Origin of the sequence: Micromonospora sp. NPDC005299 (assembly GCF_042872345.1) — a bacterium.
Lineage (GTDB): Bacteria > Actinomycetota > Actinomycetes > Mycobacteriales > Micromonosporaceae > Micromonospora.
Window position 1 is genome coordinate 147,735 of sequence record NZ_JBIAKG010000005.1, and the last position, 15,533, is coordinate 163,267.

18 protein-coding genes are annotated in these 15,533 nt (G+C 68.9%); 9 read left to right on the plus strand and 9 right to left on the minus strand.

Annotation, left to right across the window (positions count from 1 at the left end):
• Nucleotides 1-626 precede the first annotated feature (626 nt).
• The 3 genes from ACFYPD_RS16540 to ACFYPD_RS16550 all read right to left on the minus strand — a co-directional run bounded on the left by ACFYPD_RS16540 (nucleotide 627) and on the right by ACFYPD_RS16550 (nucleotide 2,859).
• Entirely contained in the window at nucleotides 627-998 is a 372-nt protein-coding gene (locus tag ACFYPD_RS16540; RefSeq protein WP_387114375.1) for a VOC family protein, read from the minus strand.
• 223 nt (nucleotides 999-1,221) lie between these two features.
• Nucleotides 1,222-1,902 (minus strand): GNAT family N-acetyltransferase, encoded by a 681-nt coding sequence (locus ACFYPD_RS16545; protein ID WP_387113666.1) that lies wholly within the window; start codon nucleotides 1,900-1,902, stop codon nucleotides 1,222-1,224.
• 30 nt (nucleotides 1,903-1,932) lie between these two features.
• Nucleotides 1,933-2,859: a DUF1062 domain-containing protein gene (locus ACFYPD_RS16550; RefSeq protein WP_387113667.1), complete on the minus strand. Its 927-nt coding sequence runs from the start codon at nucleotides 2,857-2,859 to the stop codon at nucleotides 1,933-1,935.
• 551 nt (nucleotides 2,860-3,410) lie between these two features.
• Here ACFYPD_RS16550 and ACFYPD_RS16555 point away from each other — a divergent pair.
• Nucleotides 3,411-3,944, plus strand: coding sequence for a DUF6817 domain-containing protein (locus ACFYPD_RS16555; RefSeq protein ID WP_387113669.1), 534 nt, complete (start codon nucleotides 3,411-3,413; stop codon nucleotides 3,942-3,944).
• A 56-nt stretch (nucleotides 3,945-4,000) separates the two neighbouring features.
• Nucleotides 4,001-4,405, plus strand: coding sequence for a pantetheine-phosphate adenylyltransferase (coaD, locus tag ACFYPD_RS16560; protein WP_387113671.1), 405 nt, complete (start codon nucleotides 4,001-4,003; stop codon nucleotides 4,403-4,405).
• Between the two features lie 377 nt (nucleotides 4,406-4,782).
• Here the strand turns inward: coaD and ACFYPD_RS16565 are convergent, their stop codons facing one another.
• The 3 genes from ACFYPD_RS16565 to ACFYPD_RS16575 form a co-directional block, all read right to left on the minus strand.
• Nucleotides 4,783-5,388, minus strand: coding sequence for a hypothetical protein (locus tag ACFYPD_RS16565; protein WP_387113673.1), 606 nt, complete (start codon nucleotides 5,386-5,388; stop codon nucleotides 4,783-4,785).
• A 138-nt stretch (nucleotides 5,389-5,526) separates the two neighbouring features.
• Complete coding sequence (locus ACFYPD_RS16570) at nucleotides 5,527-6,123, minus strand: suppressor of fused domain protein (protein WP_387113675.1); 597 nt, start codon at nucleotides 6,121-6,123, stop codon at nucleotides 5,527-5,529.
• Between the two features lie 7 nt (nucleotides 6,124-6,130).
• On the minus strand, nucleotides 6,131-6,757 hold the full coding sequence (locus tag ACFYPD_RS16575) for a hypothetical protein (RefSeq protein WP_387113677.1): 627 nt from the start codon (nucleotides 6,755-6,757) through the stop codon (nucleotides 6,131-6,133).
• A gap of 71 nt (nucleotides 6,758-6,828) precedes the next feature.
• On the opposite strand from ACFYPD_RS16575, the gene ACFYPD_RS16580 reads away from it, so the two are divergent.
• The 3 genes from ACFYPD_RS16580 (at nucleotide 6,829) to ACFYPD_RS16590 (ending at nucleotide 9,293) form a co-directional block, all read left to right on the plus strand.
• Entirely contained in the window at nucleotides 6,829-7,050 is a 222-nt protein-coding gene (locus ACFYPD_RS16580; RefSeq protein WP_387113679.1) for a hypothetical protein, read from the plus strand.
• A 44-nt stretch (nucleotides 7,051-7,094) separates the two neighbouring features.
• Nucleotides 7,095-7,322: a hypothetical protein gene (locus ACFYPD_RS16585; RefSeq protein WP_387113681.1), complete on the plus strand. Its 228-nt coding sequence runs from the start codon at nucleotides 7,095-7,097 to the stop codon at nucleotides 7,320-7,322.
• A gap of 363 nt (nucleotides 7,323-7,685) precedes the next feature.
• Nucleotides 7,686-9,293 (plus strand): alpha/beta hydrolase fold domain-containing protein, encoded by a 1,608-nt coding sequence (locus ACFYPD_RS16590; protein WP_387113683.1) that lies wholly within the window; start codon nucleotides 7,686-7,688, stop codon nucleotides 9,291-9,293.
• Between the two features lie 282 nt (nucleotides 9,294-9,575).
• On the opposite strand, the gene ACFYPD_RS16595 is transcribed toward ACFYPD_RS16590, so the two are convergent.
• Nucleotides 9,576-10,313, minus strand: a complete 738-nt coding sequence (locus ACFYPD_RS16595) for a VOC family protein (RefSeq protein WP_387113685.1) — start codon at nucleotides 10,311-10,313, stop codon at nucleotides 9,576-9,578.
• Between the two features lie 112 nt (nucleotides 10,314-10,425).
• On the opposite strand from ACFYPD_RS16595, the gene ACFYPD_RS16600 reads away from it, so the two are divergent.
• Nucleotides 10,426-11,292 carry a GNAT family N-acetyltransferase gene (locus tag ACFYPD_RS16600; RefSeq protein WP_387113688.1) on the plus strand — a complete coding sequence of 289 codons (867 nt, stop codon included), beginning with the start codon at nucleotides 10,426-10,428 and terminating at the stop codon, nucleotides 11,290-11,292.
• 445 nt (nucleotides 11,293-11,737) lie between these two features.
• Here the strand turns inward: ACFYPD_RS16600 and ACFYPD_RS16605 are convergent, their stop codons facing one another.
• Together ACFYPD_RS16605 and ACFYPD_RS16610 are read right to left on the minus strand one after the other, a co-directional pair.
• Nucleotides 11,738-12,049, minus strand: coding sequence for an EthD family reductase (locus ACFYPD_RS16605; RefSeq protein ID WP_357346010.1), 312 nt, complete (start codon nucleotides 12,047-12,049; stop codon nucleotides 11,738-11,740).
• 193 nt (nucleotides 12,050-12,242) lie between these two features.
• On the minus strand, nucleotides 12,243-13,391 hold the full coding sequence (locus ACFYPD_RS16610; RefSeq protein WP_387113690.1) for an HAD-IA family hydrolase: 1,149 nt from the start codon (nucleotides 13,389-13,391) through the stop codon (nucleotides 12,243-12,245).
• 177 nt (nucleotides 13,392-13,568) lie between these two features.
• Here ACFYPD_RS16610 and ACFYPD_RS16615 point away from each other — a divergent pair, with 177 nt between their 5' ends.
• The 3 genes from ACFYPD_RS16615 to ACFYPD_RS16625 all read left to right on the plus strand — a co-directional run bounded on the left by ACFYPD_RS16615 (nucleotide 13,569) and on the right by ACFYPD_RS16625 (nucleotide 15,359).
• Nucleotides 13,569-13,856, plus strand: a complete 288-nt coding sequence (locus ACFYPD_RS16615; protein ID WP_387113692.1) for a winged helix-turn-helix transcriptional regulator — start codon at nucleotides 13,569-13,571, stop codon at nucleotides 13,854-13,856.
• Nucleotides 13,857-14,058: 202 nt separating this feature from the next.
• Nucleotides 14,059-14,502 carry a carboxymuconolactone decarboxylase family protein gene (locus tag ACFYPD_RS16620; RefSeq protein ID WP_387113694.1) on the plus strand — a complete coding sequence of 148 codons (444 nt, stop codon included), beginning with the start codon at nucleotides 14,059-14,061 and terminating at the stop codon, nucleotides 14,500-14,502.
• Entirely contained in the window at nucleotides 14,502-15,359 is an 858-nt protein-coding gene (locus ACFYPD_RS16625) for a PhzF family phenazine biosynthesis protein (RefSeq protein ID WP_387113696.1), read from the plus strand. The genes ACFYPD_RS16620 and ACFYPD_RS16625 overlap by 1 nt, the downstream gene beginning before the upstream one ends.
• The last annotated feature ends 174 nt before the right edge of the window (nucleotides 15,360-15,533 follow it).

Below are 15,533 nucleotides of genomic sequence, written 5' to 3' on the forward strand. Positions count from 1 at the left end.
GTGGGGGGCCGGCCGCCCATCGCGGTGTCGTGCCGTCGATCTGCAGCGCCAGTGCGGAGTCCGCCAGGTGCCGCAGCGCTCGTTCCGCCTCCGCCGAGGACACCCCGACCGCGGCCGCTACCTCGGTGGCGTCCGCCGACGGCACGGCCACCAGGTGCTCCAACACCCGCCCGGCCAGTGGATCCAGACCGGTTACCGCCCACGGGCTGCCTGCACTTCCGTCCATACGTTCTGACACTTCTGTGGTCTGAGCTCGTTCCGCTGTGCCATCGGTGTGGTGGTCAGGCCGCCAGGGCGGCCTCCTGGTCGGCGGGGGGTGGCCCAGGCTGCTGTGCAGCCGGTGCAAGTTCTATCAGCCGTAACGGCAACCGAGGACGCCCGTACCAGCCGATGGACGTCGAGCCGGAAATCGAGATCGGCGCCTCGCTGAGGACCTCGACCGCTGCTGACGCCCGGAGAAGGGTCGGGCGGCGGCGGGTGGTGGGCGCGCGGCCGGCGGCAGTCGTGCGTACCGGATCAAGCCGGGGGCTCCGACACCGGCCGGCTTGGCAGTTGCCGGTCGGCCGGACGATCAAGTGGTTGCCGAGGTGAGCCGCGCCGGTCCTGAGCACGAGCCAGGGCTGAGCTCAGTTCACGGGTGGCGCCCAGGTAGGGCGCCTGATCAGGCAGAACGGGTGGCCGGCCGGATCGGCGTAAACGTGATCGCCGGGCAACGGCCGCGCGCCCAGCGCGAGCACTGCCTCCCCTGCCGCAGCCTGGTCGTCAACCATCACGTCGAGGTGCATCTGCTGGGGCACTGCCGACTCCGGCCACGTAGGCGGCGTGAGGTCGGCGGCGCGCTGAAACGCCAGCCCGGAGGCCGACGTGCTGGCCGACACGACGACGAAGTCCTCGTCCGCGTAGGTGATCGGGTCGCCGAGGACTGCGCTCCAGAAACGCGCCTCGACCATCGGATCCGGGCAGTCGACGATCGGATGGTGGAGCCGACCGATCGGCAAAGCGGCCACCTCCTTCGTGGTCGGGCCCCGGCCCGCACGGTCAGTATGGCCGCTTGCGCAAGGGAAATGTCATGTCCGGACCGCGTCCGTTTCATCGTCGCCACGAAGGTGACGCCACAAGGGACCGCTACCCGAGCGCACAGCGGTATGGGAGTGCCCGGTGCCGGCCCTCGACGCAGCGAGGCGAAGCACGCCGGGCGACGTCGCGCGAGGGAGAGAGGACTCAGCGGGCGGGCACCGGCTCGGCCGAGGGCCGCCACTCTCGCCTGATCAGCCCGTAGACCCACGAGTCGGAGACCTCGCCGTTCACGATGCAGTCTTCCCGCAACGTCCCTTCGCGCACGAACCCGAGCTTCTCCAGCACGCGGGCAGATGCCACGTTGCGTGTGTCGGTCTCAGCCTGGACGCGGTTCAGGTCCAGCGTGTCGAATGCCCACCGCAGCAAAGCGCGCGCGGCCTCCGTTGCGTAGCCGTGGCCCCACGCCGCATCGGCGAAGCAGTAGCCCAGCGATGCGCTGCGGTACTCCGGATTCCACCGGTTCAGGCTGCACCAGCCGATGAATGCCCCGTCGGAGATGCTATCCACGGCCAGTCGCGTCCCGGTGCCCTCCTCTGCCATCTGCCGGCAAGCCGTGATGAACCGCTCGGCGCGCACGCGATCGCTCCACGGCGGCGCGTCCCAGTAGCGCAGCACGTAGGCGCTGCTGTGCAGCGCGAACAGGTCGTTCGCATCCGCGTCGCCGAAGGGACGCAGTCTAAGGCGAGTGGTGTGCAGCGTGGGGGTTGGCAGCGACATGCGCGTCATGTTCCCTCCCGCGATCGGTGGCCGATCAACCAGATATCCGGTGCCGGCCACTCGCAATGGGTTTTCTCGGCGGGCGGGCGGAACGACGTGCTCGCTCATCGACACGTCCGGATGTATGCACCCAAGCGTTCACCTTCGTCGCCGGTATCGGGCCGGCCCCGAAGCTGGTTCGCGCCCGGTCAGGAGCGACCGCGCGCGGACCGCCGCCTGATGCAGTCCGGGGCAAGGCCACCTTGCTCCTCGCCCCGGCTCAGGCCCACGACGGCGGCTCATCGCAGGACGAACGAGTGGTTCCGGTGAGTTCTGCGGTTCGGCGGGATACCGAACTTGACGCGGTGAGCGATCTTCCCGCGGCTGGTGCCCAGCCCCGTGGGCGATGAGCCGTTCGGGGCGAAGAGGCACGGGGTCGTCGAAGATGACCGACACCTGGACGGGCCAGGGGCTTTCGGGAGGGGACGCGGCGAGCAGTTCCCAGCATGAGTCCTGCTCCAGGGCGACCCGGTTGCGCCGGGCGATCAGCGGGTCGAGAGGGAGGCGGGCGACGAGGGCAGAGGAGTTGCCGGAGCAGGGCCGCAGAAGGATCGGATCCAGGTACCGGACCCGGACGCGATCGTGACCGGTGCGTTTGCTGGTGCGGTCGCAGCAAACGCAGGCGACCAGGAGCCAGATGTCGACGAGTTTGCCGTTGGCATTGACACCGAACTTGCCGTCGCCGGGGCTGGCGAGGCCGGAATGGCAGTGGACGCAGCGGAACGCGAGCAGGGGAAGGCGCGTGCGCCGAAGGGCCCAGGACAGCACGATATGAGGACGCGTAGACATGATCCCTCTGAAGACTTGACGGAAGGCATGGGAAAAGAGCCGACGGCGACGTCGGCGACCGATGCACGGGGAAGGTGTCAGGTCTAACGAGCAGGCGGTGTCACGCGGGGTGAAGTCCTGTCGTGAGTGGGTCGGAGAAGAAGATCCAGTTACAAGGTAGGGCGGGACGGGCTGGCGAGGCCACCCACTTTTGCCCGGGTGCCGAGCACTGAGGGGCGGAGTCGGCGAGCTGGGCATCGACCACGCGCCGATCGCCGCCGCGGCCCCTTCTGCCGTATTCCGGCCGCCCCGGTGGGGCGCTGCCTTCGCCCTGTCCTTCGGTAGCTGTCAGCGACGCGTGCGAAACGGGGGTCGGAGGGATTGGCTGCGTCGCGGCGAGAGATTTCTCCGGGGCCGCGTCGATCCGCGGGCCGCTCGGACCAGCAGCTTGGCGTTCCACGCCCGACAGCAACCCTTCTCCCCGAACTGCCCGGCGGTCCGGCGCGGCTCCACCCGCACGAATCGGCCCGCGACACGCGTCACCGCCTCGTCCAGGATGACCCGCCACCCCGGCGGGGTCTACGCCGTGGCCCACGGCCACCGCACGATCTTCTGTTGTCCTCACAGTCATCGATGATCAAGCGCGGTGGCCGTCCTCATCTCGTGCCACGCCCAACACCGAAACCAGGTGGCGTGCTGGGGTTTGCCGACCCCCAGCCAGGCAAGTGCCAGACGTATCCACGGCGGTGTGACATATTGCCCACACCCAGGGGCCAGCGAATCCGACAGCCGATATCTACAGTCGGGCCATGAGCACCAACAACGGCGTGCGGGTCTGGCTCCGCCGGCATGGAGCTGAGCAGATCGCGCATCCCGGGGGCAACCTGTACGCCCACCTATGTCGAGTCAGCGAACGACTCGCCGTGCTTGGCTGCAGCGGTGACGTGCAAGCTGCGGGCCTCACCCACGCCGTCTACGGCACCGACGGGTTCGACCTCGCCCTGCTTGATCGGGCCGATCGTGCTGTGCTACAGGATCTCGTTGGTGCCGACGCCGAGGAGCTTGTCTATCTGTATGGCGCTTGCGACCGTAGCCGCAGCTGGCGGGAGCTGGCAAAGACCGGCCAGGTTTTCGACCGCTTCGTACGTCAGGTGAGAACGCCGAATGCGGCTCAGCTTCGGTCGCTCATGGATCTGAGCATCGTCAACGAACTGGACGTCATCGAGCACGATCCTGCGGTGGTGGAGCGGCACGGTACCTACTTCCGGGAACTGTTCGCCTCTTGGGCCCCACTGGCCTCTGGTCAGGTCATCCGCGATGCGCAGCGGGTCTTGCGGCCGTGACACCCGAACCATCGGCAGGGCCACGTTCGATCGCACGCACCCCCGGTCGCGTACGTGTGCGAGCCGTCTACCCCGGCACCTTCGATCCCTTCCATCCCGGGCATGTGAATGTGGTGAACCGGGCGCGTGACCTCTTCGACGAAGTGGTCGTGCTCGTCGCGGTCAACAGCATCAAGCATCCGGGCACCGACGAAGAGGAGCGAGCGGCCGCTGTTCGGGCCATTCTGCCGGTCGAGTGGACCTCCGTCACCGTTGTGGCCTGGAGCGGGTTGACCTCCACCTACTGCCGTCGCCATGAAGTAGGAGTGATCGTCCGCGGCGTGCGTAACACCACCGACCTTCGGACCGAGTACCAGCTCGCCGCGATGAACCAGTCGCTGGGTGTCCCCACGGTATTTCTGCCTGCGCAGCCCGAACTGGCCGCGGTGTCTTCGACTGCGGTGCGCACGCTGGGGAGATGACCTTCGTCCACGCAGCCGTAGACCGCCGGAGATTGGCGAACCCCTCGTCGGACCGCCGCCGGACAATTTGGAGACTGCCGCGTCAAGAAGGCCGTCGCAGCGGTCCGCAGATCAAAAAGTCCACCAAATGTCCTTCGACAGGCCGCAGAGGCGGTCCGGCGACCAAGGGACAACATCCACACCGGCTGCGACTCGTCCTGGTTGCGACGTCCACAACCTGGCACGGCCGGACCAGCTCGGTGTGATGCTGCTTAGCACAAACTACGCGGCAGAAGCGTGCGTTCGACCGTGGATCGGCATGGAGCTGATGAGTCGGCGTTGACGACGATGCCCGGTTGCGGGTGGCGATGCTGACGGGAGGCGACCTCGCGGACGGATCACGACCCCCAGATACAGGCGGCGAGCACCACCATGATGGTGACGACGACGGCGACCGTGGGGAGCGGGCGCGGTGTCCGCTGGCCGCCATGCACCCGCGCCGTCGCCCGCCGCCAATTCCGCCGGTCGGCCCTCGATGGCTTGGCCGGGAGTCGCTCGACGCCCGGGCCGCCGTGCAGCCGAGCCAGCAAGGCGTCGACGGCCTCGGCGGTGGCGCTGCGGGCGGCGTACCAGGCCACGACGTCGGGTGGCCCGGTACGCAACAGTGCGGCGAGGAGGTGCTCGGTGCCGATGTGCTCGGCCCGCTCCTGCAGCGCGACCAGTACCGCCTGCTCCAGCACCGCCCGTGCCTCGCGGTCGAAGCGTAGGCCCGGCGCAGCACCGCTCACGCTCGCCGGCGGCACGGTGCCGGCGGTCCTGCATTCGGTGGCGGACGGCTCGGCGGCGGGCGGAGGCTCTGCGATAGGGGCGTGCCAGAGCGCGGCGGTGTTGCCCGACGGTGCGGGCAACGCCGCCGCCAGGTCCCAGAGGGTCATCTCGCGCCGGTCCGCCGCCAGGGCGAGGCGCGGAATGCGCGCGATCACCGCCCGGGCGTCGGTCGTCATGCGCTCGAACACAAGAAATCTTTCTACCCGAGGCGGGTCGGTGGGTGGAAGGTTCTGCGCTGACCGTTCACTCGTCTCAGCAGAGTCGGGCGGCAGCGGCTGGTGGGCGCGCGGTCAGCGGCAGATCCGGATACTCGATCACCCGCCCGCTGAGGCCTGCGAGCCCAACCCATCCAGCGCCACTTCTGCCCGACCGGGGTCAGCCAGGTCAGGATCCTGGGCCGCGAACGCCTGCTCCAGCGTCCCCCACCCGAACTTCTGGATTACCTCAGCTTCACCCGTGGTGATCGGAACCAACCACGTGAAGACCACCGGCGCGGGTTCGGTGTGACAGACGGCGAAGGACTCCGGCAAATATCTCGGGCTGATCGCCACGATGGCTGTGGTCTGGCCGCCCGGGAAGAGAGGCCCGCGCGGGCCAATCACCTGGCCATTCGACAAGCCGGTCCTGCGGCGCACCATCTCACCGGCCACCTGGAACAACAGCCCGGCCGCCCGAGCCGGGAAGTCATCGGTTGGAACGTGCATCACCAACTCTTGGTGCAAGGCCCCGCCACTCGGCAGGTTGAGATGACGCCGCGACAGCCCGACGGTCACCAGGGTCGTGACCCCGCCGAACGGGACGTCGGGGCCAAACCACGCCACCTGAACGCCCTCCGGCGTCGTATCGTCGCCTCGGCTACCACCCGCGATGAGCCCGAGGAACGACTCCAAGTGTTCAATCAACCCAGCCACTCGGTGATCATCTCCGATCAAGCCACGACGAAAGCTCGCCCCCTGCCACCATGTGTTGGCCCCGCCCCAAGACACAGAGCCCGTGAACGGGGTACGGCTCAGCAACTACCGCGCGGTCGTGTCGACCAGCGTTGTTAGCGCGCAGAGCTCGGCTTGGGCTGCGTCGATCACCGTCGCGGTGGGCCGGTGCGTGTCGCCGGTGCGGGTGTAGCGCTGTGCGATCGCGGTAAGCGTGGGGATCCTGCGCGCGGATGGCGTCGACCGGCCGCAACGTCCGTCCCACCACCATCCACGTGGTGACCGCGACGAGTGCCAGCAGCAGCGGCGCGCCGGCGGCGAGGGCGCCCTGGAGGAACTCGACTGCGTCATCGACCGGCGAGAGGCTCGCCGCGACGTAGACGGTCACCGGCCAGTCGGGAGTGTCGGCTTCCAGGGCGATGACGCGGAAGCTGCCATCGCCGAATGGAAGATCGTGGATTGTCCGTGCCTCCGACGCCGAACCCCCCGGCCGGAAGTGGGCGAGCGGCTGGTCGCGCCGCAGGCCGGCGGACGCGGCCAAGACCCGCCCGGCGCCGTCCACGACCTGGGCGATGCTGCCGTCGTCGCCTTCGACCGCCAACGCTGCGGGCAGCATCCCTGGCGGGCGAGGGTGGCCACGTCCTCGGCCCGCACCTTCGCGATCGCCTCGACGCGTTCCACGAGCGAATGACGCAGGAACACGACCAGACTGACTGCGGTGAGCACCAGCGCGACACGACGGTCACCGTGGCGGCCAAGGTGGGACGTGCCCGCACCGTCGCGAAGCGTTTTCGTCATTGCTGGCGATCAGCCGCCATCGGGATCCAGTCGGTAGCCGACGAGTCGTACGGTCTGAATAGCAGAACGCCCGAAAGGCTCGTCGATCTTTTGCGCAGGTTGCTGACGTAAACCTCGACGATGTCCGGGTCGCCGTCAAATGCGAAGTCACAAACATGTTCGAGAAGATGGCGTGGCTGACCCCGGAGGAGAGTGCTGAGCTGTGCCGGCGGGCCCTGAGCCGGGTGGAGAGCTCGGTGGAATTCCTCGACCGTGAGCTGGCCGACAACCGGCCGGAAGCTCTGAGCTGGTGGGCGGAACGTTCGCGCTCGGATCGGGAACTCGACTGGCAGGGTGCCGATCTCCGCGCGCTCCGCGAGATGTCCGACAGCGAGCGAGCGTGAATCGTGGTGGAGCTGATCAAGGCGACGCGGGATCTGCGGCGGTAGTACGGCGAAGCGTTCCAGGCGGCGACGACCAAGTAGGTCTCCCCGGTCAGCCGGGTCGGCCGCGCTCGCCCCCGCGGGCCGTCCGTACCCCCTCGGAGGGCGCATGCGCCGGATGATCACGCGGGCTCTGCTGACGGGGGAGACAGGCGTGAGTGTACGCGGCCGACCCATGTTCACTGCGGGGGGAGCCGGGCGCCAACGCCTGGCTGGGACGTGCGCTGACCAGCGTCGACCCGCCCGTTCGGGTTCTTGGCGACATGCCAGGTTATGCCGCGAAGGCGGTGCCGGTTGCGGTAAGTGTGGAGGAGGAGGTGTCCGATGACGCTGCCGTACGCGACCTTGCCGGGCGACCTCGACCACCTGATCGCCGACGAGCACGTGGTGGCGAACCGCCTCTTCGAGCACCTCGAGGCCGGACGCGGTGACCGGCGCATGCTGGTCGACCAGGTGAGTTACGGCCGCGCCCTGCACGCCCACGCCGAGGAGGAGGTGTTGTATCCGGCGCTGGCCGAGATCGGCGCCGCCGCGGAGGCCGAGGAGGGGCGGGACGAGCACCAGGCCCTCAAGAGGCTGCTCGTCCTGCTTGACCATGCGGATCCCGGCAGCCGCAAGTTCGAGGGGGCGCTGAACAAGCTGATCGGCGGTATCCGGCATCACATCGAGAAGGAGGAACGGGAGTTCCTGCCGGCGCTGCGTCGGGCGGTGGGCGCGGAGGAGATGGGTCGGCTCGGCGAGCGGTACCTCGCCGCCAAGCGGTCGGTCCCGGCCCGCTCGCATCCCACCGTCCCGCCCACCGGACGCCGTCGCAGGCTCATGCACGTGGCCGCCGGGCTCATGGACAAGGTACGCGACCGGGTATCCGGCCGCAGCAACGTCCTGTCGACCGACGCCTCCTGGCTGCTCGACACCCAGGCGCAGCGGATCCTCGACACCTGGTCTCGACTGGTACTGGCCCCGTACGAGCTCCTCACCCTCGAGCAGGCCCGCCAGCAGCCGAGCCTCGCCGACGCGGCGATGGAGATCCTGCAGCAGGACGGGCGGCCGACGGACCCCGAGGAGGTCGGATCGACAGCGGACGTCACCGTGCCCGGCCCGGGTGGTGATCTGGTCGTACGCGTCTACAAGCCGCTCGGCCAGACCTCCGATCCGGTGCCCGTCGTGATGTGGGTGCACGGTGGCGGTTGGATCCTGTTCACGAACGACGACTATGACGCGTCCTGCCGCGCCCTGGTCAACCGGACGGGCGTGATCGTGGTGTCGCCGGAGTATCGCAAGGCTCCCGAGCACGTGTTCCCGGCCGCCCACGAGGACGTGCTGGCCACCTACCGATGGCTCCGGACCAACGCCACCGGGCTCGGCGGCGACCCGTCACGCATCGCCATCGGTGGCGAGGGCGTCGGGGCGAACATGGCGGCCGCGACCTGCGGTCAGCTCAAGCAGGCAGGTGAGCCACTGCCCGTGGCGCAGGTGCTCGTCTGCCCGCTGACCACCACCGCCCAGTACGGCGCGTCCATGCGAGACGCCGCAGACGCCCGGCCGCTGAATCGTCCACTGCTGTCCTGGATGCTGATGCACGCCTTCCGTGGCGTGACCGACAGCCTGAAAGACCCCAGGGCCGATCTGCTCCCGCTCTCCGCGCAGGGCCTCGCCGGTCTGCCGCCGACACTGATCGTCACCACAGACCGCGACGTGCTGCAGAGCCAGGGCGACGAGTGGTGCGCCCGCTTGGAGGCCGCCGGCGTGCGGGCCACGTCGGTCCGTTACGGGGGAGTGATGCACGACTTCTTCGGCCTTGCCGCGGTGCTGGACAAGGCCGCGCACGCCCAAGAGGAGGTCGCCCTGCACCTGCGCCAGGCGTTCGGGGAGGCCTCGGCCGCACACCCGTTGGATGGTGCGCCAATGCGAGGGCGCAAGGTCATCGGGTGACGCTGGCTGCCATGTCGCGGATCGTCCAGCTGCTGGCCTCGCCCGTACATCGGTATGTGCGGTCACGCACGCGTCGCGATGCGCCTGCTTGCCGAACTACCGGTCGCCGACGATGCCCGGGCCGGCCCGGATCCGAACCTCCTCGACCAGTTCGCCCGACGGCGCCGGCGCCGGACCGTCCGCGGGCCGGCCCACGTGATCGCGCAGGAGTCCTTGCCGCCCGGCGTTGATCTGGTGCAGGTCCGGCGCAACGTCCTCACTGCCGGCATCGCCGTTTTTTGGTCAGCCAGGGGTGAGGAGGCAGAACTCGTTGCCTTCCGGGTCGGCTAGGACCGTCCACGGGACATCGCTCGGGCCCAGGTCGATGGTGGTGGCGCCGAGAGTCCGCAGTCTGGCCGCCTCGGCCTGCAGGTCGTCGCCTGGGTATGGGCGGATGTCGAGATGGACGCGGTTCCACACGGTCTTCACGTCGGGTGTGCGGAGGAACTGCAGATATGGGCCGACGCCCCTGGCGCAGCGCAGTACCGCGGTGTGGTCGGTCACCTCGTGCAGGGTCCAGTCCATGGCCGTGCCCCAGAAGCGGGCCATGGCTCGCGGATCCGCGCAGTCGACCACTACCGCGGCGATCGGCCCGGTGTCTCGGTAGAGCGGTCGGGGGTCCAGCACGCAGAACTCGTTGCCCTCCGGGTCGGCCATGACCGTCCATGGGACGTCGCCCTGGCCTACGTCGGCGGGTGTTGCGCCGAGATCCTTCAGGCGCGTGAACAGCTCCGCCTGGTGGGCCGCCGAGGTGGTGGCGAGGTCGACGTGCACGCGGTTCTTCACCGTCTTGGGTTCCGGGGAGGCGATGAGGTCGAGGCAGACAGCGACGGGGTCGGGGTAGACGAAGCCCTCGGGTTCGAGGTTGGTCACGCCGGGTCCCTCGCTGGAGACTGCCCAGCCGAGCGTCTCTGCCCAGAAACCGCCCAGCGCGGAGTCGTCCCGAGCCTTCATGTTGATTTGAACAAGCCGCGTTGCCATGCCGGCGATGCTAGCGGCAGTCTGGCACGTCAAGATCAGCCGTACTGATCTCGGCTTGAGCGCGCGCAGTGCGGCAGATCCGTGCGCTCGCCCGTCCGTCAGAATGGCGGCCATGATCCTGCAAATCACGCCGCTGATCGATCCGGCCCACAGCTCGTCAGGCTACCGGCTGGCATGGCTCGCCACTGGCGTGGACGGCCGGCCACTCGGCACCGCTTTCCTACGGGTCCCCGCCACCGGCGGCGTCGCGGATCTGGAGCTCCAGGTGCACCCCGCCGAGCGCCGCGCCAACGTCGGTACCCGGCTGCTCGAAACGGTCAACGACGCCGCAACCGATTTGGGGATGCGCGGCCTGCTCACCGAGCCGGTCCGGCAGGGCGCGGAGGGCGACCACTTCTGTAGGGCACATGGCCTGCGACAGGTGCTGGCCCTCACTTACACCCGCCTGCCGCTGGACGGCGACACGTTGGTGAACGCCCCGGTATCCGGCTACCGGCTGATCCACTGGGAAGGCACGGTCCCGGATGAGCTGGCGAACACGTTCGCCCGCTCCCGCCGGGCGATGGACGACATGCCGATGGACGACGCCGCTTACGTCCCGCAGCCCTGGGACGTCGAGCGCTTGCACGCGGTCGCGGACGCGGTCGCCCGTCGCGGCGAGATCCTGTGCACCACGGCCGCGGTGGCGGCCGACGGTGAAATCGCCGGGTTCACCGAGCTGGTGGTGCCGGGCGACGGCACGGGCGACGGCCAGCACTACGGCACGGGTGTTTTGGCCGAGCACCGCGGTCGTGGCCTGGCCCGCTGGATGAAGGTCGAGCAGATCACGCGCACCCGCAACCGATTCCCCCGCCTCGCCGGGTTGCTCGCCGACACCGCGGACAGCAACACGGCGATGCGCCGGATCAACGATTCCTTCGGCTATCGGCCCACCCACCGCAGCCTGCTCTATCAGCTAGATCTCACGTCAGTGACCTGAGCGGAGCAGAAGGCTCGGCCGCCGGCCGCAGCGCACCGTGGGAGCCACCACGCACACATCCGCTCATCGGCAGATCCGCGCACACTCGGCGGCATGAGCGCGCAGCCGATCAGCGGCCGAGACAATTCGCCGCATGCGTCTCGCCGGTCGACCAAAGCCTTTGCCTGCAACTGCACGTTCTCTGTGTCGAGGTCAGCAACGTGTCGGGGGCAGCGCACCGTCCTTCGCGGGGTTAGGTTCGAGCGATTCTCGGCTCGGCGAGGGCCTTTCGGCGGCAGCTCCTCGGCGTCCGATCGAGCGGCTCGATCCCGCATTCAGGCGACCCGAACAAACGCGGTCACGGCGGTGATGACGGTCGCGGTGTTGACCCGCCGGGGCTGGCGCCGTTGGTGTTGAGGCCGACGTGGCGCTCTTCGGACGTGGGGCGCTTCGTCCGGGTTCAGGCTCAGCCGGTGCCGTGTTGCACCGTGTAGTGGATGACGACCGCACCACCGGTGGCGTAGTTGGCGACATCGGCGGCCACCTGCTGGCCGTGCGGCGACGCTCTCGCCGCGTTCATGGTCGCAGCGTCAGCGAACTCGGCTTCGAAGATCGCGAAGTATGGCGCTTGTCCCTGTGTGGCTGCGACGTCGAAGCTGTAGCGCCACGCGAGCAGGCCGGGCAGGCGGGTGACCAGGGGAAGGTGGTTGGTCACGTAGTAGTCGCGGAAGTGGTCGGGATCGGCGGGGTGGGGGTACAGGACCACCAGCTTGTGCATGAGAACCTCCGTTGAGTAGCTGGCGACCGGTAACACCCGGGGATCTCGAGCCGTCGCCTGTACGGGTACCACCGCGAACACCGGCTGCCTTCGACGACGGCGGTGTGAGCCTGGGTTGGGCGGCGCGGATCGCGGGCACGGAGCCAACGGCCCGCATCGGCGACGATCAGATCGAATCGTTCGGTTCCTTTGGTTACGGTTGCGTCCTGTCCAGCCAGTCGGTGATGAGGGGGAGGGCGTCGCTGAGGGTGTCGGCGCGGTGGTGTGCGCCGGCGAGTTCGTCGTCAGGGTGGGTGGTGCGTACGGCGATCACCGTCATGCCTGCGGTACGGGCTGCTGCTACGCCGGCGGGAGCGTCCTCGATCACCAGGCAGTCGGGCGCCGGCACGTTGAGGAGTTGGGCCGCGCGCAGGTAGCCCTCCGGATCGGGTTTGCCGCGTCGGACCTGGCTGCTGTCGACCAGGACCGGAGGATCGGGTAGCCCACCGGCACGCAGGCGGTGTAGGACCGTGGCCGTTCGGCCTGAGGTCACCACGCCCCACCGCCGGTCCTTCAGCAGGCCCAACACCGCGGCGGCGTCGGGGTACACGGGAAAGCTGCCGTCTTCGGGGGTCATGAGTTCCCTGATCAGCCGGTATTCGGCGGCGGCGTCGAGGTGTGGCGCCACCACCTGGATGGTGTCGACGGCCCGGCGGCCGTGGGTGTGTGACCAGACCAGATCTGGATCGAGGTTGCGGTGGTCTGCCCATCGGCTCCAGATCCGGCGGTACGCGAGGTACGAATCGACGAGCACGCCGTCGACGTCGAACAACACTGCCCTGTCGGTAGGGCCCGCGCCGATGTCGTGGAGGTGATGCAGCCCTTCGTGCGCGGCCTGCCGCACCATCCACAGGACGGAGCGGCGTTCCCGAGGGAGCCGGACGGCGCAGCGGCTCCACTGCAATTCGCTGATCTCGCTCGCGAGGGCGGCGAACCGGTCAGCGTTCCGTTCGAGGTCCAGCAGTACGGCGGCCAGCGGTTGCTGGTTGTAGGCGCGCTGTGCGGCGCGCTCGTCGTTGCGCATCGGCTCGAGCGTGGGCTCGTGCTCGGTCAGCGTGCGGCGAACCCGGGTCTCGTAGACGTCGTACACGTCGCGGACATGGCAGGCGTACTCCAGCGCCGACCACACCCCGGACGCGGGCCGCCGACGCAGGACGTCGACGGACAGGTGTTGCAGCCGGCGGCGGTACTGCGCGGGATGGCTGCGGATCAGCCCGAGGGCCGCCGACGGGGTCAGGTCGCCGTATCGCAGACCACACGATTCGCAGTGGTGGTCCTTCTCCGGCAGCGGCGGGAGCGTCATCGCACCGCCACGCCGCGCAGTCGCCTCACGAAGCCTTCCCCCTATCGCTTCGGAAATCGAATCACCACAGCGGAGGGTACTGTATCGAAGTTCGAGGCATCAAGAGGGGTGGCACAGGCGATGACGGCACCCAGGCCAGGCCGGCCGGTACGCGGATCGAGCACCGGGCGACCCCTCATGGCCGCCCTCGACCTGTTCGGCCGCCGCTGGAACCTGCGCATCGTCTGGGAGCTGCGGCACGGGCCGGTCGGGTTCCGCGCGTTGCAGCAGCGCTGCGACAACATGTCCTCCAGCGTCCTGCGGCAACGGCTGACCGAGCTCCTTGACGCCCACCTCGTCGGCCAGCAGCCGGACGCGGCCTACACGCTCACCGAGCTGGGCCGCGGCGCCTACCAGGCATTGCGCCCGCTCGCCCGCTGGTCCGACGCGTGGGCCTCGGCCCTGGGCGAGGACGGCGAACACTGACCCCCTGAAGCACCGCCCCCTGGCGCTTCGGAAACCGAATCGCTACGGTGCTTCTGAATCCGAATCACCTGGAGGGGTTATGGCCCGTATCCCAGCGCTCGAACCGCCATTCACGCCAGACGTGGCGGCACAACTCGCCACGATGACGCCGGCTGGCGTGCCTCCTATCGGCCTTTTCCGGACATTGGCCAAGAACTTGCCGATGACCGTCGCGATGAGCCACTTGGGCAGGTATGAACTCGGCCGTGACCTGACCCTGACACTCCGAGAGCGGGAGATCGTCATCCTGCGCACCTGCGCGCGCTGCGGCTGCGAATACGAGTGGGGCGTCCACGTGATGGTCTTCGCTGACCGTGCTGCACTCACGGCGGCCGAGGTCACCTCGCTCACCCACGGGTGCCCTGACGATCCCTGCTGGACGGCCGGCCGCGAAGCCACGCTCATCCGAATGGTGGACGCCCTGCACGACTCGTGCGACATCAACGACGCACTGTGGCGATCCGCGCAGGAGTCGTTCGACGAGCGGCAACTGCTCGACGTGCTCCTGCTGTGCGGGTGGTACCACGCGATCTGCTTCGCCGCCCGCGCCGCTCGCGTCGACCTCGAGGCCGGTGCTCCCCGCTTCGCCGACGTCACACCCACCTGATGGCCGGCCCACCGGTGGCAGTGGTGAACGCCTGCACCCGCGACGGGCAGGGCGGCAGCCCCACCGCGGTCGTGATCGACGACGCCACGCTCACCGACGGCGACCGGCACGCCATCACCCGTAGGACCGGCACCTCCCACACCGCGTTCATCGACACCGGCACAGCGGACACGCCCACGGTGCGCTTCTTCACCAGCGCCGGGGAACTCACGAACTGCGGCCATGGCACCATCGCCGCGCAAGCCGTCCTGCTGCACCGCAGCGGCGCCATCGAGCACCACGGGCGCCAGCACACCGCAGGTCGCACCTTCGCCACGACCGCCATCCGCCGTCGCGAAGGCGTCGAAGTCTGGTTCGACCAAGGCGCCATCGCCCTGGCTGACGACGGCGACGCCACCGGTGGTGGCATCATCGCGGCCCTCGGCCTGCAACGAGCGGACATCGCCGCCGGCGTACGAGTGGCTTCGCCGGGCACGCCACGACTGCTCGTCCCCGTCCAGGATCACGGGACGCTGCAGTCCATGCAGCCCGACTTCGATCGGCTGGCAACCGAGTGCCGGCGACTCGGGTATCTCGGCTGCTTCACCTACGCACTCTCGCCGACCACAAGAACGGCGGCAGCCCGCATGTTCGCCCCCGCGATCGGGGTCAACGAGGACATCGCGAACGCCAACAGTGTCGGCTGCCTCGCCGCCCACCTCCTCGACACCTCCGGCAACGGCGACATCGAAGTCCACCAGGGTGACACACTCAAGAGGCCATCATCGATCTCCGCGAGCGCGACCCGTACCGAATCCGGCATCGTGGCGAGAATCGGCGGAGTGGTCGACCTCGGCCCGCCCATCGTTCTCGGCTGAAACGCGGTGCACGGTCATCGGCATGTCCGCACGCTGACCAGCCGGGCGGAGCCGTCACGTAGCGTAGCGATCGGATCGCGGCAGATCCGGACGTGGAAAAGACCATGACCGTGTTGATATACGAAGGTCGTACGCGCTGTTGAGTCTGGCCCTGGTTCAGACTGGTCGGACGTC